Annotated in this window: 23 protein-coding genes and 1 tRNA gene; 8 read left to right on the top strand and 16 right to left on the bottom strand. The window is 57.5% G+C overall.

Features of this window, described 5'->3' with window-relative positions; genetic code table 11:
* Positions 1–177: 177 nt before the first annotated feature.
* Together P3G59_RS10495 and P3G59_RS10490 are read left to right on the top strand one after the other, a co-directional pair.
* A complete protein-coding gene (locus P3G59_RS10495; protein WP_093432157.1) occupies positions 178–480 on the top strand; it encodes a hypothetical protein in 303 nt (100 codons plus the stop codon).
* A gap of 288 nt (positions 481–768) precedes the next feature.
* Complete coding sequence (locus tag P3G59_RS10490; protein WP_003179963.1) at positions 769–981, top strand: cold-shock protein; 213 nt, start codon at positions 769–771, stop codon at positions 979–981.
* Between the two features lie 72 nt (positions 982–1,053).
* Here the strand turns inward: P3G59_RS10490 and P3G59_RS10485 are convergent, their stop codons facing one another.
* Both P3G59_RS10485 and P3G59_RS10480 read right to left on the bottom strand, forming a co-directional pair.
* Positions 1,054–1,371, bottom strand: a complete 318-nt coding sequence (locus P3G59_RS10485) for an I78 family peptidase inhibitor (protein ID WP_277761458.1) — start codon at positions 1,369–1,371, stop codon at positions 1,054–1,056.
* A 169-nt stretch (positions 1,372–1,540) separates the two neighbouring features.
* Positions 1,541–1,846 (bottom strand): hypothetical protein, encoded by a 306-nt coding sequence (locus tag P3G59_RS10480; protein ID WP_277761457.1) that lies wholly within the window; start codon positions 1,844–1,846, stop codon positions 1,541–1,543.
* Positions 1,847–1,977: 131 nt separating this feature from the next.
* On the opposite strand from P3G59_RS10480, the gene P3G59_RS10475 reads away from it, so the two are divergent.
* Positions 1,978–2,190, top strand: coding sequence for a hypothetical protein (locus tag P3G59_RS10475; RefSeq protein WP_277761456.1), 213 nt, complete (start codon positions 1,978–1,980; stop codon positions 2,188–2,190).
* A gap of 33 nt (positions 2,191–2,223) precedes the next feature.
* On the opposite strand, the gene P3G59_RS10470 is transcribed toward P3G59_RS10475, so the two are convergent.
* From P3G59_RS10470 to P3G59_RS10435, 8 genes are all read right to left on the bottom strand, one after another.
* Entirely contained in the window at positions 2,224–3,252 is a 1,029-nt protein-coding gene (locus P3G59_RS10470) for a nucleoside hydrolase (RefSeq protein ID WP_277761455.1), read from the bottom strand.
* A 31-nt stretch (positions 3,253–3,283) separates the two neighbouring features.
* Positions 3,284–3,688, bottom strand: a complete 405-nt coding sequence (gene rbsD, locus P3G59_RS10465; protein WP_160057167.1) for a D-ribose pyranase — start codon at positions 3,686–3,688, stop codon at positions 3,284–3,286.
* Positions 3,685–4,602: a ribokinase gene (rbsK, locus tag P3G59_RS10460; protein WP_277761454.1), complete on the bottom strand. Its 918-nt coding sequence runs from the start codon at positions 4,600–4,602 to the stop codon at positions 3,685–3,687. The genes rbsD and rbsK overlap by 4 nt, the downstream gene beginning before the upstream one ends.
* Positions 4,603–4,626: 24 nt before the next feature.
* Positions 4,627–5,646 carry a LacI family DNA-binding transcriptional regulator gene (locus P3G59_RS10455; RefSeq protein WP_277761453.1) on the bottom strand — a complete coding sequence of 340 codons (1,020 nt, stop codon included), beginning with the start codon at positions 5,644–5,646 and terminating at the stop codon, positions 4,627–4,629.
* Between the two features lie 3 nt (positions 5,647–5,649).
* Positions 5,650–6,627: an ABC transporter permease gene (locus tag P3G59_RS10450; protein ID WP_007913478.1), complete on the bottom strand. Its 978-nt coding sequence runs from the start codon at positions 6,625–6,627 to the stop codon at positions 5,650–5,652.
* Complete coding sequence (locus tag P3G59_RS10445; RefSeq protein WP_277761452.1) at positions 6,624–8,177, bottom strand: sugar ABC transporter ATP-binding protein; 1,554 nt, start codon at positions 8,175–8,177, stop codon at positions 6,624–6,626. The genes P3G59_RS10450 and P3G59_RS10445 overlap by 4 nt, the downstream gene beginning before the upstream one ends.
* 56 nt (positions 8,178–8,233) lie before the next feature.
* Positions 8,234–9,190, bottom strand: coding sequence for a sugar ABC transporter substrate-binding protein (locus P3G59_RS10440; protein WP_277761451.1), 957 nt, complete (start codon positions 9,188–9,190; stop codon positions 8,234–8,236).
* Between the two features lie 203 nt (positions 9,191–9,393).
* Positions 9,394–9,840 carry a hypothetical protein gene (locus tag P3G59_RS10435; protein ID WP_277761450.1) on the bottom strand — a complete coding sequence of 149 codons (447 nt, stop codon included), beginning with the start codon at positions 9,838–9,840 and terminating at the stop codon, positions 9,394–9,396.
* Positions 9,841–10,189: 349 nt separating this feature from the next.
* On the opposite strand from P3G59_RS10435, the gene P3G59_RS10430 reads away from it, so the two are divergent.
* From P3G59_RS10430 to P3G59_RS10420, 3 genes are all read left to right on the top strand, one after another.
* Positions 10,190–11,278 carry an asparaginase gene (locus P3G59_RS10430; protein ID WP_277761449.1) on the top strand — a complete coding sequence of 363 codons (1,089 nt, stop codon included), beginning with the start codon at positions 10,190–10,192 and terminating at the stop codon, positions 11,276–11,278.
* A gap of 175 nt (positions 11,279–11,453) precedes the next feature.
* Positions 11,454–11,744, top strand: coding sequence for a DUF1654 domain-containing protein (locus P3G59_RS10425; protein ID WP_277761448.1), 291 nt, complete (start codon positions 11,454–11,456; stop codon positions 11,742–11,744).
* A 4-nt stretch (positions 11,745–11,748) separates the two neighbouring features.
* Entirely contained in the window at positions 11,749–12,438 is a 690-nt protein-coding gene (locus P3G59_RS10420) for an endonuclease I family protein (protein ID WP_277761447.1), read from the top strand.
* 59 nt (positions 12,439–12,497) lie between these two features.
* Here P3G59_RS10420 and P3G59_RS10415 read toward each other — a convergent pair whose 3' ends face one another.
* Together P3G59_RS10415 and P3G59_RS10410 are read right to left on the bottom strand one after the other, a co-directional pair.
* Entirely contained in the window at positions 12,498–13,409 is a 912-nt protein-coding gene (locus P3G59_RS10415) for a siderophore-interacting protein (protein ID WP_277761446.1), read from the bottom strand.
* Positions 13,410–13,495: 86 nt separating this feature from the next.
* Positions 13,496–13,864: an SPOR domain-containing protein gene (locus tag P3G59_RS10410; protein WP_277761445.1), complete on the bottom strand. Its 369-nt coding sequence runs from the start codon at positions 13,862–13,864 to the stop codon at positions 13,496–13,498.
* Positions 13,865–14,114: 250 nt separating this feature from the next.
* Between P3G59_RS10410 and csrA the strand changes: the two genes are divergently transcribed.
* On the top strand, positions 14,115–14,309 hold the full coding sequence (gene csrA, locus P3G59_RS10405; protein WP_003179932.1) for a carbon storage regulator CsrA: 195 nt from the start codon (positions 14,115–14,117) through the stop codon (positions 14,307–14,309).
* Positions 14,310–14,527: 218 nt separating this feature from the next.
* On the opposite strand, the gene P3G59_RS10400 is transcribed toward csrA, so the two are convergent.
* Both P3G59_RS10400 and P3G59_RS10395 read right to left on the bottom strand, forming a co-directional pair.
* Positions 14,528–14,983 (bottom strand): DUF2214 family protein, encoded by a 456-nt coding sequence (locus tag P3G59_RS10400; RefSeq protein WP_277762131.1) that lies wholly within the window; start codon positions 14,981–14,983, stop codon positions 14,528–14,530.
* A gap of 702 nt (positions 14,984–15,685) precedes the next feature.
* Positions 15,686–15,762, bottom strand: a tRNA-Val gene (locus P3G59_RS10395).
* Between the two features lie 183 nt (positions 15,763–15,945).
* Here P3G59_RS10395 and P3G59_RS10390 point away from each other — a divergent pair.
* A complete protein-coding gene (locus P3G59_RS10390; protein WP_277761444.1) occupies positions 15,946–17,229 on the top strand; it encodes an FAD-binding oxidoreductase in 1,284 nt (427 codons plus the stop codon).
* A 43-nt stretch (positions 17,230–17,272) separates the two neighbouring features.
* Here P3G59_RS10390 and P3G59_RS10385 read toward each other — a convergent pair whose 3' ends face one another.
* Positions 17,273–18,244, bottom strand: a complete 972-nt coding sequence (locus tag P3G59_RS10385) for an XdhC family protein (RefSeq protein ID WP_277761443.1) — start codon at positions 18,242–18,244, stop codon at positions 17,273–17,275.
* A 1-nt stretch (position 18,245) separates the two neighbouring features.
* A complete protein-coding gene (locus P3G59_RS10380; RefSeq protein ID WP_277761442.1) occupies positions 18,246–19,481 on the bottom strand; it encodes a cytochrome c in 1,236 nt (411 codons plus the stop codon).
* Between the last annotated feature and the right edge of the window lies 1 nt (position 19,482).

Raw genomic sequence — 19,482 nt, 5'->3', positions numbered from 1 at the left:
TGAAGGTCATCCGGAGCCTGAGAACGCTTGAGCCCGGCATCCTAGCACAGATGAGCGGTCACTTATGCCTCTGTTTGATCACAAGGCAAATCGTCTGTTTTTATGCCAGAGTGCTGAACTTGATGGCCTCTTCAGCCCTCAGATAACAAGACATTGACCCACAAGGAGCATCCTCGCATGCGTCTGAATACCCTGTTCGCCGTCGTCGCCCCTATCGTTATGCTGCTGCCATTGAGCGCCCACGCCGACTGGCCGAAGGGCGAGCGTGAGAAGTACATGGCGCAGTGCACTCAAGCGGCAACTCCGCAAATTGGCGCTGCTGCGGCCAAATCGCACTGCGCTTGTGGCGCTGATGCCATCAAGTCTTATCCTGCTGCCGACATCCAGGCCCTGATGGACAACAAGGCCACCCCTGAACTGCAGCAGAAAGCACTGGGCCAGATTGCCAAATGCAAGGCAAACACACCGGCGAAAAAGTGATCGAAAAAACCTTTTGAGTCGGCTCAGCGCCCCTGAAACGGGCTGATTTTGAGCCTTTTCAGACGATTTATGCAGGTTTTACAGGTTTTTTTATTGTCTTTACGTTCTGCCAAAAGCCTTGTAAACCGGGGCTTCCAGCGGAATCAGGCAGTAAAGAAAACACGACCGATTGGCAAACAGCACGTCCGGGGGGCTACCAAAGCGAACATTTCGACTATGATACCCGGGTGTGCCCAGTTGGCCTGAGCAGCACAGTACTGAAAAATATATGTTTCTTGGAGATACACCATGTCTAATCGCCAAACCGGCACCGTTAAGTGGTTCAACGATGAAAAAGGCTTCGGCTTCATCACTCCTCAAGGTGGCGGTGACGACCTGTTCGTACACTTCAAAGCTATCGAATCCGACGGTTTCAAAAGCCTGAAAGAAGGCCAGACCGTCTCTTTCGTGGCTGAGAAAGGCCAAAAGGGTATGCAAGCTGCACAGGTTCGCCCAGAGTAATTTCTGCGCGCACTAAAAAAACCCCGTCCATGTGACGGGGTTTTTTATGCCTGCAACAAAAGCGGTGAGCGATCAGCCGCAGTTGACGCGAGTGACCACCAGATTGGTGTCAGTGTTCAGATTCAGGCGATCAGAGCGGTACTCGAGCGTGATCATGTCGGTCGGCTTGAGGAAGCGGGCATTTTGCGCTCCGGCTTTGGTGCGCGCCTGCTCCAACAACTCTGGCGAAGCTTTCTTGCCAATGGCGAACTCCGCCGCCGTTGCTTCACAGCGGCTGTGACCGGCTTCGGTCGCCGCAGATTCCTTTGCCGACTCGCTGGAGGTCGTGCTGCAACCGGCCAACATGGCAGCGGCCATAAGTGCACCCAGTGTCGCGAACTTCAAAGGCATGAAGCCTCCTTGTTTTCAAAATGGTTAAGCTGAGATCGTGCGACCGCCATTCCGGCGTTTGGTTTCACAGCCAAGGCCATCACCCTGCCCCACGACCGGAAAAACGCCGAGTGTGCCTGAGCGGCACGCGCCACTTCAGCAATCAATCGTGACTGAATATTAACGGCGCTCAGTAAACGTCGATGTAGTCATACGGCGGATTCGGCCAGTTGTCTTTCAGGGCATTGAAAATCTGCATCACCCACACCTCGTCGCTGGCCGCGACATTGCCCACGTACCCTGAACCCTTGGCCCAGGTTTCCAGGCGAAACAGCAAACCGTCGATATCCTGCCCACCGGTAACGCCGGAAGAAATGTAAGCGATCCCGCCCTTGGTCACGCGCAGTTGCGTGTGTTCGTCATCACTGGCCGAAGCGAGCAACCGGCGCACTGCGTCGAGCGTGAGCCCGTCAGGGGTGTTCAAATCGATCTGCACAGCACGATCCTTGGAAAGCCTTAAAAGACCAAGTGTCGCATAGCGCTCCGTCCATGCCTAAGTCGCAGTGCCAAACGCCCGACAAAATGGTTAACTCGCTGCCATACATTCCCGACTTTTCGAGCGCACTCATGAGCACCGTAAGCATCACCGCCGACATCAGAGTCCTGTGGCCGAAGGGGCACAGCTCATATAGCCCGGGCAGTCCGGAGGAGCTGGCGTTGATCAGCATAGACCTGCTGGTCAAGACGATGGGAACACAGGGCGCACAAACGTTTATCGCTCAAGTGTTCGAGCGGTATCAGCATGACCACAAGGTCGCACATGATACCGAGAGAGAATAAAAACCCGCAGATTGGCACCTGCGGGTTTCAGCCTTACTTCAAGCGTTTCAGACGCTCGGTCAGCAAGTCAAAGAAGCCTTGCGCGTCGCCATTTTCCACCCAGAACGCATTTTTAGGCGCCTTCAGGCCGTCGTACCAATCGACGATGGTCTGACCAAAAGTCGGCCCTTCACGACTATCCACCACAACATTCACCGAACGACCGGTGAACAGTTCCGGCTTGAGCAGATAAGCCACAACGGTAGCGTCATGCACCGGGCCACCCGGAATACCGTAGTGTTCCATGTCGCCTTTGATGTACTCGTTGAGGATGTCACCGACAATCTTGCTGGCGTTGTTGTTCAGTGCTGCGATCTGTTTCAGGCGCGCGTCACTGGTGAGAATCTTGTGGGTCACGTCCAGCGGCAGGTAGGTCAGTTTCACGCCGCTTTTCAGGACCACTTCAGCCGCTTGCGGGTCAGCAAACAGGTTAAATTCGGCCACCGGCGTGATGTTGCCGCCGTTGAAGTGCGCACCGCCCATGATCACCACTTCCTTGATGCCCTGAACAATTTCCGGCTCCTGGATCAGCGCCAGCGCCAGGTTGGTCTGCGGACCGAGCATGGCAATGGTGATGCTGTGCGGCTTGGCTTTTTTCAGCGTGTCGATCAGGTAGTTGACGGCATTGCCTTCAGCCAGCCCCTTTTTCGGTTCGTGCACGGCGACACCCGACAGGCCTTCCTTGCCATGGATGTTCTCGGCGTAGATCGGCGTGCGCATCAGCGGCTTCGGCGCACCGGCGTAAACCGGTACATCTTCGCGTCCAGCCCACTCGCGAGCGAGTCGTGCGTTACGTGAAGTCTTGTCGAGGCGCACATTGCCGGCCACGGTGGTCAGCGCGCGAATGTTCAGCTCGTCCGGCGAGGCCAGGGCGAACAGCAAGGCAACCACATCGTCGGCACCCGGGTCGGTGTCGATAATCAGGTCGATTTTCTCCGCCGCCTGAGCGCCGGTCGCAGTTATTACGGACAAAAGCAGCAGGCTCCGGATGATTTGATACAGTTTCTGAGCATAGCGTTGCATGGCGCATTCCTTGTGCATGTGGAATCGAAAATCAGAACGTAACCCCGGCGACCAGAACGATGTTGCAGTAGGGTTGGCATTCACCTGTACGAACAATCGCCCGAGCCTGTCGGCTGAGAACTTTGAATTGCTCGTGACTGAGCAGATCGCGACGGCCCAGAGCGCCCTCTTCATTCAACTCGTCCAGCGTATTCAGCGCCGTCGGTTGCTTGTCGAAGATTTCTTTGGCCAGTGCATGGCTTTCCACCTGCATCTCGCTGAGCACGACCTTCAGGGTGCTGATGAAATCCGGGACGCCGTGGGTCAGCGCCAGATCAATCAACTCGACACCCGGCGGCACCGGCAACCCGGCGTCACCGATGACGACCATGTCGCCGTGCCCCAAAGATGCAATCAGTCGTGACAGGGCAACATTGAGCAGAGGAGTCTTTTTCATGCGGGTTTAAAGGCCTTTACGTCGGACAGGGTTGGAATCGAAGGCTGAGCACCGGCGCGGGTAACCGACAGCGCAGCGGCAATCTGACCAAAGCGAATCGCCTCGGCCTCGGATTTGCCATTGGCCAACGCGGCGGCGAAACCACCGACGAAGGTGTCCCCTGCCGCCGTGGTGTCGACAGCCTTCACCTTCGGCGCCGGGAAATGCTCAAAACTTTCGCCATTGGCGAACAGCGACCCTTGAGCACCGAGAGTAATGATGACTTTGCCCGCCCCCATACCGATCAGATGGCTGGCTGCACGTTCGGCGGTTTCCAGCGAGTCCACCGGCAACCCGCTCAATGCGCTCGCTTCACTCTCGTTGGGAATCAGATAGTCGATTGCGGCAAACCAGTCTGCCGGCAGCGGGCGACTGGCCGGCGCCGGATTGAGGATGACGATTTTACCCAGCGCACGCGCACGCTTGAGCGCATGTCCCACCGTGGCATCGGGAATTTCGAGCTGGCAGATGATCACCTCTGCGGCTTGCAGAACCGCATCGAAACGGTCGATCACTGCGGGGGTCATTGCGCCGTTGGCGCCAGCGACGATGACAATGGCGTTCTGACTGTTGTCATCGACCACGATCAGCGCCACACCACTGGAGTCATCGACGGCGCTCACTGCCTGGCAATCGATCTGTTCGGCCAACAAGGCGTTGCGTAATTGCACGCCATAGTCGTCATTGCCAACGCAACCGACCATCGCGACCTGCGCACCCAAACGCGCGGCCGCCACCGCCTGATTGGCACCCTTGCCGCCGGAAACCGTGGCAAACGAATGACCGATCAGCGTTTCACCGCCGACGGGCAGCCGCGGCGCCCGGGTCACCAGATCCATGTTCAGGCTGCCTATTACCACTACATTTGCTGGCATACATCATTACTCGTCAATTCGGTTTCAGCGATATTCAGTGAACACGCCGGACAACGGTGCGGTCGATTCGCGCAACACAATACTCGGAGTCACGATCCGCTGATCAGTGCCCAGATTCGGCGTAGCGATCCTTCGCAGCAGGACTTCGGCCGCCATCTCGCCCAACTGCAGGATCGACTGCCCCACGGTGGTGAGTGCCGGATACACGTAACGGCTCATCTGGATATCGTCGAAACCGATCACCGACAACTCGCTCGGCACGCGAACATTGCGCTCTGCCGCGGCACGCAGCACGCCGATACCAATCATGTCGTTACCGGCAAAGATCGCGCTCGGCGGATTCCCCTCAAGCAGAATCGCCGCTGCGCTGTATCCACCCGTACTGGTGAAATCACTTTCCAGCATGCGCTCCGGTCGGACTTCTATGCCCGCCTCTTTCAGCGCTCGGCAATATCCGGCCAGACGCATCTGCGCCACGCTGGTACTGGCCGGACCGCCGATAGTGGCAATGTCGCGGTGACCCAATTCCAGCAAGTGCCGGGTTGCCAGGTAAGCGCCATATTCGTGGTCGATGCGCACAAGATCCGCATCGACACCGTCCAGACCACGGTCGACAATGACCATCGGCGTTTTCACGCCCGCCAGCCCCTGCGCCAAACCGCTGTCACCGCCAGCGGAAGCGACGATCAAACCGTCGATGCGCTTCTCCAGCAACACACGCAGATAGCTGCGCTGCTTTTCGGGATTGTCGTCGGAGTTACAGAGGATCACGCAGTAGCCGTTACGCTCGCAATAATCCTCGATGCCCCGGGCCAATTCCGCAAAGTACGGGTTGAGACTGTTCGGCACCAGCAGGCCAATGGTTGCAGTGGTCTTGGCCTTCAGCGAGCGCGCTACCGCACTCGGCACATAGTCGAGGCTCTTGATCGCCGCCTCGACTTTCAGCCGCACCTCCTGACTGACAGGTCGGGTGTTGTTCACCACGTGCGACACCGTCGTGTAGGAAATCCCTGCAAGAGCTGCCACGTCCTTGATCGTTGCCATGTCTTAGCCCCGGCGACTGGCGCGCTGACTGCGATAAGTATCAAGCACCACCGCGATCACAATCACCGCACCGGTGATAATGCGTTTGGTCGGCTCGGTTGCACCGATCTGCGCCAGACCCGCCGCCAGTACCGAGATAATCAACACACCAAAGAACGTGCTGATCACCGAACCGCGCCCGCCCATCAGACTGGTGCCGCCAATGACCACAGCCGCGATCACTTGCAACTCCAGACCGGAACCGGCATTCGGGTCGGCAGCTTCCAGACGGGAAATCTGAAACAGCGCAGCGATACCGGCTAGCAGGCCCATCAGGCTGAACACCAGAATCTTGTAGGGTTTCGGATTGATCCCCGCGAGCCGCACCGCCTCTTCGTTGGTGCCGATGCCGATCAGGTAGCGACCAAACACGGTGCGGGTCAGAACCGCCTGGGCAATGATGATCACCAGCAAGGCAATAATGAACGATGGCGAGATGCCAAACGCGATCGGATTCGACAGCCAGGCGAACGAATCACCGATGTACGCGGTGCGCGATCCGGTCATCTGATACGCCAGGCCCCGAGCCATTTCCAGCACGCCCAGGGAGACGATGAACGATGGAATCCGCCAGGCCACCGTGATAGAACCGGTGACGGTACCGGCCAGTGCCGCCACAGCCATACCCAGCAACGCCGACGGCAACACGCCCCAGCCCCAGCCGAGAATGGCGACGCTGACGGTCGAAGCGGCAAGTGCCAGCACCGAGCCCACCGAAAGGTCGATGCCGCCGATGATCAGAACGAAAGTCATGCCGACCGCCAGCACCATCAGATCAGGAATCTGGTTGGCCAGCGTACTGAAGGTGTTATAGGACAAAAAGTGGCTGCTCAAGACCGAGAACAGCGCAATCATCGCCAGCAAGGCACCGGCCAGGCCCAGATAAGTGCCCAGACCGTAGAAGTTGCCACTACGTTTGCCGGCAGGAGATGCAGTTTTCATGGGAGATCCCTAGGCGCCGCTTCGTTGAGCAACGCATCACGTTTTTGGTAGCCGGCGAACGCGGCGGCAAGCAAGTCATCCTGGGTCCAGCTGTCGCGCTCGAAGGTGTCAATCAGCCGCCCTGCCGACAGCACGCCGATCCGGTCGCAGATCAGCATCAGCTCACGCAGGTCACTGGACACCACCACCAGCGCTTTGCCCTGGCGCGTCAGTTCGCCGAGCAGGGCATAAATGTCAAACTTGGCGCCGACGTCGATGCCACGGGTCGGCTCGTCGAACAGCAGCACCGAACAATCACGTTCCAGCCAGCGGCCAATCACGACCTTCTGCTGGTTGCCACCGGACAGCTCGGAGACCAATTGTGTCGGGCTCGAACTGCGGATACGCATGGCGTCAATCTGACGCTGCGCCAAAGCGATTTCGTCGCCGTTGTTGACGACACCGCCACTGGAAATTTCCGGCATGTTGCCGAGCGCGATGTTGGCACTGATCGATTGACTGAGCAGAAGGCCCTCACCTTTACGGTCTTCAGTGATCAGCGCGATGCCATTGCGCACCGCATCGACTGGCGAGCGCACACTGACCACTTTGGCTGGCGAGCCGAGTGCAATGGTGCCGCTGTCGGCGACATCCGCGCCGAAGATCAGCCGCAGCAGTTCCGTGCGCCCTGCCCCGATCAATCCGGAAATCCCGAAGATCTCCCCGGCGCGTACCTCGAATGAAACGTCGCGCACTTTGTCGGAGCGGGTCAGGCCATTGATCGTCAGTGCAGGGGCACCGATCTTGCGCGGGCCCATGTCGATGTGCTCGCCCAGCTCACGACCGACCATCAGCGTCACCAGTTGCTCGCTGTTGTAATTGGCCATCGGCTCGACGCAGACCAGATTGCCGTCACGCAGCACGGCAATGCGCTGTGCCACTCGGGCGAGTTCTTCGAGGCGGTGGGAAATGTAGATGATCGAGACGCCGCGTGCCTGCAACCGGGTGATCTGCTCAAAGAGCATTTCGACTTCACGTGCGGTCAGCATCGCGGTCGGCTCATCGAGAATCAGCACGTGGCAATCGCCAATCAGGTTGCGGGCGATTTCGACCATTTGCTGGTGGCCGATTCCCAACTCGCCGACCAGCGTATCCGGATCAATCGCGTCGAGGCCGACTTGCGCCATGGCTTCGATAGCGGCCTTGCGCAATTGCTTGCGGCTGATCCAGCCGCCATTGCTTGGCAAATTGTCGAGAAACAGGTTTTCCGCGACCGACAGTGTCGGCAACAGATTGAGTTCTTGCATGACCATACGCACGCCGAGCTCTTCCGCCTGGGTACGACTGCCCGGACGATAGTCCTTGCCGTGGAATTGCATCTGGCCGGTGGTCGGAGTGACCAGTCCGCCAATGATCTTCGACAGGGTGCTTTTGCCGGCACCATTCTCGCCGGTCAGCGCCAGCACTTCACCGCGCATCAGCGTCAAGTCGATGCCGGTAAGCACCGGTTGCGCATAGGTCTTACCGATACCGCTGACCGAGAGGACAGCGTTCGGGGCGGAAACTGACATAAAAACTCTCCATGCGCTCGCCCGGACGGACGAGCGCCGTTGTATCGCCAGAAGACTTACTGGGTGACCAGCTCGACCGGTGTTTCGATCACGCCATTGGCGCCGCTGTCGACTTTCTCGCCCTTGATGATTTTCAGCGCGGTTTCGATGCCAAACACCGCTTGTTTGGCAGCGAACTGGTCAGCCGTGGCCAACACGCGGCCGTCCTTCAACATTGGCTTGATGGCATTGATGTTGTCGTAACCGACGACCTGTACCTGGCCAGCTTTGCCTGCGGCACGTACTGCGGAAACGGCGCCGACGGCCATGCTGTCGTTGCCGGCCAGCAGCGCCTTGACGTCCGGGTATTCGCTGAGAATCGACGCGGCAACCTTGTTGCCCTTGTCGATCTCCCAGTCACCGGATTGCAGGGAAACGATCTTGATCTGCGCAGCGTCCATCGCATCCTTGAAGCCAGCGGTACGTTGCTGGGCGTTGGTGGTCGTGGACACACCTTCAATGATGCCGACTTCGTCACCGGCCTTGAGCTGCTTGGCCAGGTATTCACCGACCAGGCGCGCGCCCTTACGGTTGTCCGGGCCTACGAAGGGCACGCTGATGTTTTTGCTTTTGACGACGGCCGGATCGAGCTGATTGTCGATGTTGATCACGGTGATGCCGGCATCGACGGCTTTCTTGATGACCGGCACCATGGCCTTGGAGTCAGATGGGGCGATGACCAGTGCATTGACCTTGGCCAGGATCATCTGCTCGACGATGCGAGTCTGACCGGCAGTATCCGTTTCGTCCTTGATGCCATTGGAGATCAGGTCGAAATCGGCGGAGTGTTCTTTCTGGTAGGCCTTGGCGCCGTCTTCCATGGTCAGGAAGAATTCGTTGGCCAGTGACTTCATGACCAGCGCGACTTTGGGTTTCTCGGCAGATTCGGCGAATGCCGAAGAGACAGGTAGTGCGGCGGCTGTGGCAGCCAGCATAGCGACAGCAAGAAGACGTCCAGCGAATGGCAGCTTCATGGGTTCACTCCGATCTTATGATTATTGTGAGCAACGCTCGCGCTGGCGTAAGCTACTTGGCGTTCTTCCCGGGCCATACAGCGCCGTGAAAGCCGCGCAAACGTTTGCGTAGACCGAACTATGCGAATCCCGCCGACATTTGTCAACAATCAGAAATCGTCATTTGTTGTAGGGCGAATCTGCCGATCCGTCCCCGTCGCTATTTATACCGTGGTGCTGACCAGGTTACCGCTGGTGGAACCCTGGGACATCTCTTTCAGCAGCGCCGCCGAGACCTCCATCATTTCGCCGCTGGTTTGCGCGATCTGCCCTTGAATCGACATGACCGCCTGCGATTTGGCCTCAGGCGTCGGATAGCTCGCAGCCTGCGCGGCAGCGAGTTGCTGTTGCTGCTCCTGCAATTGCTTTTGCAATTCCCGCATGCGCTTGAGCAGCATCTTGACGGTAATGCTGAGATTGTCGCTGCTTTCAGTCTTACTCTCTTCCTGCGCGGGACCACCGGTTCTGACTTGATTACTCTCTTCTTTCTCGGTGCCCAGCGCCTCCGCGGAGGCCTGCGCTTCGGCTTCATTTATTGCATTGATCGTCGCTGCGGTCTTACCGCCAATGGTGACAGCACCGGGATTTGAAATACCGATCGTCAGTGACATGTGAACTCCCTAAATTTCAGTTTCCTTGAACACCCATCGGCCTGCGCAAAGGATTCTTTAGCAGGAAATCCAGAATCGACAACTCGATCCATTCGACAGAAGCCGTAGTCCTTTTCGGTGAGCCGAACGCGAAAGCGCCCAGCGTTCGGAAACCCGGATAAACGATTCACCACACACTTTTCAGAATCATAAAAACTTGATTTAAATCATCAGGTTAAACATTTCTCTAGCGCAAAGTACGGCTGGTACAGATCCTGCTCCCTTCATCGCACCCCGGGCATCCAGATCGGCCTGGGGCGCATCTAGATGAACCTGCATCAGCACCGTCTCACTACTAGAGAGAAAAATAATGAAGTCTGCTTTCAACACTTTGGTTCCGGGCGCTTTGGCCCTACTCCTGCTCCTGCCCTCCGCCCTTCAGGCGAAAGAAGTCGAATCCCAGACCAAGCTCGCGAACGTTGTGGTACTTGCCACAGGCGGCACCATCGCCGGTGCCGGCGCGAGCGCCGCCAATAGCGCCACCTATCAGGCGGCAAAGGTTGGCGTCGAACAATTGATCGCCGGCATTCCCGAGCTGAGCAAACTGGCGAATGTGCGCGGCGAACAAGTCATGCAGATTGCCTCCGAAAGCATCACCAACGAAAACCTGCTGCAACTGGGCCGTCGCGTGGCCGAACTGGCCGATAGCAAAGACGTCGACGGCATCGTCATCACCCACGGCACCGACACCCTGGAAGAAACCGCTTACTTCCTCAACCTGGTGGAAAAAACCGACAAGCCAATCATCGTCGTCGGCTCGATGCGTCCGGGTACCGCCATGTCCGCCGATGGCATGCTCAACCTGTACAACGCCGTTGCCGTGGCCAGCAGCAAAGAAGCCTACGGCAAAGGTGTACTGGTGACCATGAACGATGAAATCCAGTCCGGTCGCGACGTCAGCAAGATGATCAACATCAAGACCGAAGCCTTCAAAAGTGCCTGGGGCCCGCTGGGCATGGTGGTAGAAGGCAAATCCTACTGGTTCCGCTTGCCAGCCAAGCGTCACACCATGGATTCGGAATTCGACATCAAAAACATCAAGAGCCTTCCTGATGTAGAAATCGCTTATTCCTACGGCAACGTGAGCGATACCGCCTACAAGGCCCTCGCACAATCCGGTGCTAAAGCCATTATCCATGCCGGTACAGGTAACGGCTCGGTATCCTCCCGCGTGGTTCCGACCCTGCAAGCGCTGCGCAAGGATGGCGTGCAAATCATTCGCTCCTCCCACGTCAACGCTGGCGGCTTCGTTCTGCGTAACGCCGAACAGCCGGACGACAAGTATGACTGGGTTGTCGCTCACGACCTGAACCCGCAGAAAGCCCGCATCCTGGCAATGGTTGCACTGACCAAAACCAACGACAGCAAAGAACTGCAACGGATGTTCTGGGAATACTGATAGGCCCTCGCCCGATCAATTCTTGATTGGACACCCTGCACCACTCGCCTGAAGGGCGGGTGGTGCTTCGCTCACAACGCTCTCGCACTTTTCCCACAAAAACATTCACACGACCTACACCAAAATCGGAAAACCGCTGTCAGAGGATTTTCTTGAATTTTAAGCAGTTGCGAAAATGCCTACAGTTAAATACTGTATGCACGTACAGCTTAATAAGGATAACCTCGTGGCCACTTCCCCTGATGCTCCTGACGCTTACGAACGCATGGGTATGCGCGTTCAGAAAATCATCAATTCCCCCACCGCACAGAAAGCCAAAGCCGCACTGATCTTCCGCTTGCCCGACGAGCCGATGGACGACTGGGAGCGCCTGCTCGAGGAAATCGACGAGAACGACAACGTCACCCTCGCCTATCGCGACGACGGTGGCGTGCAGATTTTTTGGGTTGTGCCGAAGGAAGATTGATTCAATGAGTGTCCGTTGTTTTGCGTTGCTGCTGCTGTTTATCACCGTGGGTGCCCAGGCTGGTGCACCCCGCACATTTACCGAAGCCAAGAAGGTCGCCTGGAAACTGTACGCGCCACAGTCCACAGAGTTTTACTGCGGGTGTAAATACACCGGCAACAAGGTTGATCTGAAAGCCTGCGGTTACGTACCGCGCAAGAATGCCAAGCGTGCGTCACGTATCGAGTGGGAACACATTGTGCCCGCCTGGCAGTTCGGTCATCAGCGCCAATGCTGGCAGGAAGGCGGACGCAAGAACTGCACACGTTACGACCCAAGCTATCAGAAGGCCGAAGCCGATCTGCATAACCTGGTGCCGAGCATTGGCGAGGTCAATGGCGATCGCAGCAACTTCAGTTATGGCTGGCTACCGGTGCAATCCGGCCAATATGGCTCGTGCCTGACCCAAGTCGATTTCAAAGCGAAGAAGGTCATGCCGCGCCCTTCGATTCGCGGCATGATCGCCCGCACTTACTTCTACATGAGCAAGCAGTACGGCCTGCGCCTGTCGAAGCAGGATCGACAATTGTATGAAGCGTGGGACAAGACTTATCCGGTGCAAGACTGGGAGCGTCAGCGTAATCAGAGCGTGGCGTGCGTGATGGGGCGTGGCAATGAATTTGTCGGCCCGGTAAATATGAAAGCCTGCGGCTGATATCAGTACAAAAAACAAAAGGCCTCGAACGCTATGTTCAAGGCCTTTTTGATTGATGGCTAATTGGCCGGTTTGTTGTGTCGCCAGTAGCCCATCAAATTCAGCGACTCACGAGGGATGCCACACTCTTTGATCAGGTATCTGCGCAAACTCATCACCGCCGCGGACTCTCCGGCGATCCAGCCGTAAAACCCTTCAATGGCGGCATCGGCGACTTCCCAAGGAAGTTCCTTTTCTATATCGACGTCGGCCAGCTCGACTGCCTGCCCGACTGAAGAAATATGAACTGGCAGAGTAGCCGCCCTCACCGCGTCCACCATAAGAGCTCCGGCAACGGTTTCGCCTGCCTGATCCCGGATCAACCAATGCACCGACAGCACCGGCCAATCAGGAACGGCAAGCATGTCCTGAACGCTGTCCACTTCGAAAAATGCCTGGACTTGCGGAGGCTCGGCGAGCAGCGCCAGCTCATCCAGAATGCCCATGGCTGCTGGCAACGCCGTCGAATCTGCAACGAGTAAAACCTGCTTGAGCGCCTGTGGCGGCTTCCACTCGAAACCGCCAGCCTCCTTCGCCGAGAAATGGCGATCGGGCGCAAGGATCTGCATCGAATCGCCCGGTTGCGAATGCAGCGCCCAACGGGACGCCGGACCGGTATCACCGTGCAGGACAAAATCAATATCGACTTCACCTTGTTCCACGCGCAAATGCCGGATGGTGTAGGTGCGGATGGCGGGACGATGGTCTGCCAGCATGGCGCGAAACCGAGCGTACCAGCCATCCTCTTGAGAGAGTTTTGCGGGCGAACCATTGGCCGCAGGGAAAAACAGCTTCACCCGCTGATCCGGCGCCCAGGTGGCCATCTCGTTGACGAGAGGACCCACGAACGTGATCCGCATCATGTGCGGGCTCAACTGCGTTTTTCGATGCAAGGTTACATCGAACAACTTGTAAGGATTGGCGGAGGCCATGGGGAACTCCTTCTGGAAATCATCAGTGACTTCAATAGGAACGAGTCACGTTTGAGCGCCTTTAGGAGATTCCGCCGACTGGGCATTTACGGCGTGAGCGGATGCTCGACCAACACCGATTCAACATTCTGTTTCTTGGCCTTCACCAACGCCGCGTCCACTTGCACCTTGCGAGCTTCTGCTTCTGCCTGGGAGTTGAACGGGCCAATCAGAATCCGCGTTTTGCCGCTGCTATCCTTGATCACCGTAGGTACGAAGGCGTGTTCGATCAACCAGCCACTCAAGTCGCTGACAGCTTGTGGCGTTTCGCCGCGCACTTCGAGATCCCATTGTGGTGCAGCGGCCGCCGCCGGCGCCGTCAGTGCAGCCGATTGTGGTTTTGGTGCGTCTACATTCTTGCCTTCACCACACCCTGCCAACACCAGTGCCGCGACTACCCAAACCAATTTGCGCACAACGCTTTCCTCGAAATTCTCAAAGCCGCGATCTTATCATTCAAAAATACTTCGCGAGCCCTGCAAAATGGGCACAAAACAACGAGATTGATGCTTGCTGCCTCTGTATAGTTACGCCCTGGGAATTAATGCCGCTTCTGCGCGTCAGAAAGAGGCACCCAAACCGTGAGACTTCGCACTAATCTATACGTACCACCGACCTCTGCACTGTCTGAATCAGGTGCCCTACAAAGCAATCAAGGAGAAGACCATGCTGATACTCACCCGCAAAGTCGGTGAAAGCATAAATATTGGTGATGACATCACCATCACCATTCTGGGCGTTAGCGGCCAACAGGTCCGCATTGGTATCAACGCTCCGAAAAACGTTGCCGTGCACCGTGAAGAGATTTACCAGCGCATTCAGGCTGGCCTGACCGCCCCGGACAAGCCACAAACTCCCTGAGCCGCCTCGCAGCAGTAGCCAGTCCGTTTACCTTGTGGAATGACTGGCTAGAGATTCACGCGCCGTATTGCCATCCGCTCCCCACTCTGCTGGGCACGGCGCCTGACACGACAAGCCGATTGTACTTCCCCCTTCTATTGCCTTGCCGCCCGATACTACCTGCCATCCCCCAGGCTGGCTGTCGGACGTTTCCGATAGAGCGCAGAGAATTTGCCCTCCTAACCGAATGTCACTCCCCGCGCCATGCCTGTGGCTGCGATAACCATCAGCACCAGCAGCAATGCCTCGACATGACTGATTCGCGCGTATAACTTTGCGCGCCCGGTATCGAGTACCGTGCCGCGCGCGGATGCAATCCGCCACTTGATCAACGTGATCATCGGGGCGAGTTCTACAATCAGAATCAGCACAAACAGGGTCATCTTCAGATGAAACAGTGGCTGGTGAAGATAATAGTCAGTGCCTTTTTCGAACCCGCCAAAAGCCCGCATCCCGCCTGTCACCAGCAGAATCAGCGCAGAAATACCCCAGAGGTTATCGGCCAGCAAAACGCGCCTGGCCTCGCCTGAACCGGCAGCGAGGCGACTAAATGCCGTCCCTCGCGTCAGAACCGCCCAAAAGCCCAAGGCAAAAGCCAATAGATGAATAGCTGCAAGAAACCAGTGAACCAGCATCGATACACCCTCATCGCAAAGAGTTGAAAATCGGCCAGTCAGTAGTAGTCGAAAAAGCAGGGATTTGCTTGCGGCGCAATCGCCGGGCGCGATAAGGCATTGCGAGGAGAATTTGCAGATGCCAAATCGCAGGCAAAAAAAATCCCAAGCAGCTGATGGAAGCTTGGGATTTAAAAATGCATAAACCGTGGTGGTGAACGCGGGACGGATGTTACTTAATTCCACCAACAGTAACAACGTTTTTTTGATAACTGGTTGGTTAGTAACAATCGTAACCTATTCAATATCCACACTTTTTTAAGGGCAACTGGCGACGAACGGTGAATCCTTTCGCTGACCTGTGCTGCCTGGTTGACATGACTAGCACCCGACAGAACCATTCGCACGCAAATCAGCAAGAGCCATAAAACGATGAAGTCTGTCAGCAACCCTCGCTACAACGCCCTAACGATAAATTCGCAAGAACTGCCCCAGCAAGAATCGCATCAGCATTTCTACCCTCATGGATAGGAACCGTGGGCGAAGACATCAAAACCATGAAGGTCTACTCATGGAATTTCAAATGCCCTGAGATCGATTAAGCGCGAAGTGAAGGTGGGGGTTTTGCAAAAGTTTTGCAAAAGTTTTGCAAATCGCAGACAACAAAAAAGGGCCCACCTTTCGGTGAGCCCTTCTAGACCGCCCAGCAGAGCGGATTTTGTTTGGTAGGCGCGATTGGACTCGAACCAACGACCCCCACCATGTCAAGGTGGTGCTCTAACCAACTGAGCTACGTGCCTGCTGTGAGGCGGCATTCTACGGAATTCCGGAGGGGTGTCAACACCTTTTTTTCACCTAACCCTATGAATATGCAAAATATTTAATTTCGGGTCGTCGACGAAGATTTTCCGGTGGCTGGCGGAGGTTTTTCAACTCGGGTAGGATCGACGCACTCGTAAAATATATTAAACAGAGGCTGCAGGATGGCGAACACCCCTTACCCAGAGTCTTATTACGCTGCGTCCGCCAACGCCGTACCGCCCCGCCCTGCCTTGCAGGATGATGTGGAGACGGACGTCTGTGTGATCGGCGCCGGGTATACCGGACTGTCCTCGGCGCTGTTCCTGCTGGAAAACGGTTTCCGCGTCACCGTATTGGAAGCAGCCAAGGTCGGTTTCGGTGCCTCCGGGCGTAATGGCGGGCAGATCGTTAATAGTTATAGCCGTGATATCGACGTGATCGAGCGCAGCGTCGGCCCCAAGCAAGCGCAATTGCTGGGTCAGATGGCGTTCGAAGGCGGCCGGATCATTCGCGAGCGTGTGGCCAGGTACAACATCCAGTGCGACCTGAAGGACGGCGGCGTGTTCGCCGCGCTGACGGCCAAGCAGATGGGCCACCTCGAATCGCAGAAGCGCCTTTGGGAGCGTTTCGGCCATACACAACTCGAACTGCTCGATCAACGCCGCATCCGCGAAGTGGTGGCATGCGATCAATACGTCGGTGGCATGCTCGACATGAGCGGCGGCCACATCCATCCGCTGAACCTCGCGCTCGGCGAAGCGGCGGCGGTCGAATCCCTCGGCGGTACTATCTATGAACAGTCACCCGCCGTGCGCATCGAGCGCGGCGCCAACCCTGTTGTGCATACGCCGCAAGGCAAGGTCAGGGCCAAGTTCATCATCGTTGCGGGCAATGCCTACCTCGGCAATCTGGTACCGGAACTGGCAGCCAAATCGATGCCGTGCGGCACCCAGGTGATCACCACCGAGCCACTGGGTGACGAGCTGGCGAAAGCATTGTTGCCGCAGGATTACTGTGTGGAAGACTGTAACTACCTGCTCGACTACTACCGCCTGACGGGCGACAAGCGTCTGATTTTCGGTGGAGGCGTTGTGTATGGCGCACGGGATCCAGCGAACATCGAGGCGATCATCCGTCCGAAAATGCTCAAGGCCTTTCCGCAGCTCAAGGATGTGAAGATTGATTACGCCTGGACCGGAAATTTCCTGCTGACCTTGTCGCGCCTGCCACAAGTTGGGCGCCTGGGCGACAACATCTATTACTCGCAGGGTTGCAGCGGCCACGGTGTGACGTACACGCACCTGGCGGGCAAAGTATTGGCTGAAGCTTTACGCGGTCAGGCTGAGCGCTTTGATGCGTTTGCGGATTTGCCGCACTACCCGTTCCCGGGCGGGCAGATGCTGCGTACGCCGTTTGCTGCACTGGGCGCATGGTATTACGGACTGCGCGATAAATTCGGGATGTAAAAAAAGGGCCGCTGATAGCGGCCCTTTTTATTAAACACAGCACTCAGAGCTGATCCCGAGCAATCCCGCTACGGATCCGCAGAATATCGGCCAGCACCGCCAAGGCAATCTCCGCCGGCGTCTTGCTGCCGAGGTTAAGACCGATCGGCGCATGAATCCGCGCCAGCTCAGCCTCACCCAAGCCGCCAATCCGACGTAAACGCTCGAAGCGCTTCTGCGACGTCTGCTGCGATCCCATCACGCCGATGTAGAACGCTTCAGTGCGCACCGCTTCCATCATCGCCAGATCGTCGATACGCGGATCGTGGGTCAGCGCCACGACCGCCGTATCGCGATGGCTACCACCATCAGCAATGAACACCGACGGCAATTGCCGACGAATCTCCACGCCATCCAGCACCACGCCTTCGAGCACTTCATCGCGCGGATCACAGAGAATCACCTCAAAGCCGAGGCCGACGGCAAACTCGGCGCACGCCTGCGCCACGCTGGAATAACCGGCGAGCAACAAGCGCTGCGCCGCACCAACGCGAATCCGCACTCGATCAATCTCGCGCTCGATCCGTGCGCCCTGCTCGCGATCAGCGAACAGACTGCGCGCACCGCTGGCCAGATCGACCTCACGAATCAAGCGGCGCAGCCCAAGTAGCGCCGACTCCAATTCACGCAGATGCGCCTGCACTTCGCAGCCGGCGTCAAATTTCTCTACCAGTACATCGAGAATGCCACCACAGGGCAGGCTGACCCGCGAACGCGGATCGTCGCCTTCGCCGTAACGCACGACGTTGACCGCATCGAGAAAAGCGCCTTCGGCGACGCGCTCAAGGAAATCTTCCTCGACGCAACCACCCGACAGTGAGCCGATCCACTGTCCGCCATCATTCACTGCCAGCAGCGAACCCGGCGCACGCGGTGCCGAACCGTAAGTCGTCAGCACGGTGCAGAGCCAGATGCGCTGCCCCGCCACCGACCACTCCAGCGCCCGGCGCACCACTTGTAGATCGAGATGCTGCATATCAGTGGGCCTTGTGCTCGATGGACGGTGCGTCGTCTTTCAGCTTTTGCACTTCGCTCACTGCCAACTCGGCGGACTGCCCGCCCCACCCTTGACGCAGGTAGTTGAGCAGATCGGTCAGCTGTTCAGGACTGAGCTTGTCAGCGAAACCCGGCATCGGTTGCATGTGCTCGAACCCGGAGAACTTCTGTTCGCCAATACCATCCTCGATCACGCGCAACAGGTTGCGTGGGTCTTCCAGGCGCAGCGTGGTATTGCCGCGCATGGCCACCGCGATGTGCGGCTTGCCTTCACCACCGACCGCATGGCAACCGGCGCAGACGTTCAGGTATTCCTGCTGGCCGCGCTGGGCGCTGGCGCTGAGTTTCTCGACTGGCACTTCAACGAGGGCCTTGGCTGCCGGCGGTTTATCGCCGAGCAGGAACGTCGCCATCGCCGCCAGATCGGTATCGTTCAGGCCTTGCGTGCTGTTGTGGAACACCGGGAACATCTCATTGAACATCGTCCCCTGCGCACTCATGCCGTGTTTGAGGAACGTGCCCAGATCCTGCTCGTTCCAGCCGCGAGCGGCCAGATCAGTGGCCAGCAGGCTCGGCGCCAGATAACCATTGAGGATGCCGCCGGTCAGTCGCTTGTCCAGCTGCATCGCACCCGGCAGGCCACGTGGCGTGTGGCATTCGCCGCAGTGACCGAGCACTTCAACCATGTACTGGCCGCGCTTCCAGGCTTCACTTTTGCCTTCTGCCGGCTCCAGCTTCAGCGCTTTGCCGTACATCATGTTCCAGCCGATCAGGCCCGGACGCACGTTGAACGGGAAGCTCAGGCTGGTGACCGGTGCTGCGCGCTCGATCGGCTCGATGGTTTTCAGGTACGCATGGATCGCATCCGAATCCTCACGCGGCATCAGGTGATAGGAGGTGTACGGCATCGCCGGATAGAGGTTCGCGCCGTCACGACGCTTGCCTTCGGTCAGCGCAGCGAAAAACTCGTCATCGTTGTACAAACCGATGCCGTGTTCTTTGCTCGGCGTGATATTGGTGCCGTAGATCGTACCGAACGGCGAGACGATCGGCAGTCCACCAGCAAATGGCGCGCCACCCGGAGCGGTATGGCAAGCCATGCAGTCAGCGGCGCGAGCGAGATACTCGCCGCGCTTGACCTGATCATCGGCGTGGGCAAACACCACCGGCGCCGCGAGGCCGACCGCCAGGGTCAGGCGGGTCAGAAAAAGCTTCATG

The sequence above is a fragment of the Pseudomonas sp. A34-9 genome, assembly GCF_029543085.1.
Taxonomy (GTDB): domain Bacteria; phylum Pseudomonadota; class Gammaproteobacteria; order Pseudomonadales; family Pseudomonadaceae; genus Aquipseudomonas.
This window is presented reverse-complemented; position numbering and strand designations above follow the sequence as displayed.

What these genes read in the sequence shown, in the direction of transcription:
- P3G59_RS10495 (WP_093432157.1), top strand. Translation starts at nt 178, where the DNA reads ATGCGTCTGAATACCCTGTTCGCCGTCGTCGCCCCTATCGTTATGCTG.
- P3G59_RS10490 (WP_003179963.1), top strand. Translation starts at nt 769, where the DNA reads ATGTCTAATCGCCAAACCGGCACCGTTAAGTGGTTCAACGATGAAAAA.
- P3G59_RS10485 (WP_277761458.1), bottom strand. Translation starts at nt 1,371, where the DNA reads ATGCCTTTGAAGTTCGCGACACTGGGTGCACTTATGGCCGCTGCCATG.
- P3G59_RS10475 (WP_277761456.1), top strand. Translation starts at nt 1,978, where the DNA reads ATGAGCACCGTAAGCATCACCGCCGACATCAGAGTCCTGTGGCCGAAG.
- P3G59_RS10470 (WP_277761455.1), bottom strand. Translation starts at nt 3,252, where the DNA reads ATGCAACGCTATGCTCAGAAACTGTATCAAATCATCCGGAGCCTGCTG.
- rbsD (WP_160057167.1), bottom strand. Translation starts at nt 3,688, where the DNA reads ATGAAAAAGACTCCTCTGCTCAATGTTGCCCTGTCACGACTGATTGCA.
- rbsK (WP_277761454.1), bottom strand. Translation starts at nt 4,602, where the DNA reads ATGCCAGCAAATGTAGTGGTAATAGGCAGCCTGAACATGGATCTGGTG.
- P3G59_RS10455 (WP_277761453.1), bottom strand. Translation starts at nt 5,646, where the DNA reads ATGGCAACGATCAAGGACGTGGCAGCTCTTGCAGGGATTTCCTACACG.
- P3G59_RS10450 (WP_007913478.1), bottom strand. Translation starts at nt 6,627, where the DNA reads ATGAAAACTGCATCTCCTGCCGGCAAACGTAGTGGCAACTTCTACGGT.
- P3G59_RS10445 (WP_277761452.1), bottom strand. Translation starts at nt 8,177, where the DNA reads ATGTCAGTTTCCGCCCCGAACGCTGTCCTCTCGGTCAGCGGTATCGGT.
- P3G59_RS10440 (WP_277761451.1), bottom strand. Translation starts at nt 9,190, where the DNA reads ATGAAGCTGCCATTCGCTGGACGTCTTCTTGCTGTCGCTATGCTGGCT.
- P3G59_RS10435 (WP_277761450.1), bottom strand. Translation starts at nt 9,840, where the DNA reads ATGTCACTGACGATCGGTATTTCAAATCCCGGTGCTGTCACCATTGGC.
- P3G59_RS10430 (WP_277761449.1), top strand. Translation starts at nt 10,190, where the DNA reads ATGAAGTCTGCTTTCAACACTTTGGTTCCGGGCGCTTTGGCCCTACTC.
- P3G59_RS10425 (WP_277761448.1), top strand. Translation starts at nt 11,454, where the DNA reads ATGCCTACAGTTAAATACTGTATGCACGTACAGCTTAATAAGGATAAC.
- P3G59_RS10420 (WP_277761447.1), top strand. Translation starts at nt 11,749, where the DNA reads ATGAGTGTCCGTTGTTTTGCGTTGCTGCTGCTGTTTATCACCGTGGGT.
- P3G59_RS10415 (WP_277761446.1), bottom strand. Translation starts at nt 13,409, where the DNA reads ATGGCCTCCGCCAATCCTTACAAGTTGTTCGATGTAACCTTGCATCGA.
- csrA (WP_003179932.1), top strand. Translation starts at nt 14,115, where the DNA reads ATGCTGATACTCACCCGCAAAGTCGGTGAAAGCATAAATATTGGTGAT.
- P3G59_RS10400 (WP_277762131.1), bottom strand. Translation starts at nt 14,983, where the DNA reads ATGCTGGTTCACTGGTTTCTTGCAGCTATTCATCTATTGGCTTTTGCC.
- P3G59_RS10390 (WP_277761444.1), top strand. Translation starts at nt 15,946, where the DNA reads ATGGCGAACACCCCTTACCCAGAGTCTTATTACGCTGCGTCCGCCAAC.
- P3G59_RS10385 (WP_277761443.1), bottom strand. Translation starts at nt 18,244, where the DNA reads ATGCAGCATCTCGATCTACAAGTGGTGCGCCGGGCGCTGGAGTGGTCG.
- P3G59_RS10380 (WP_277761442.1), bottom strand. Translation starts at nt 19,481, where the DNA reads ATGAAGCTTTTTCTGACCCGCCTGACCCTGGCGGTCGGCCTCGCGGCG.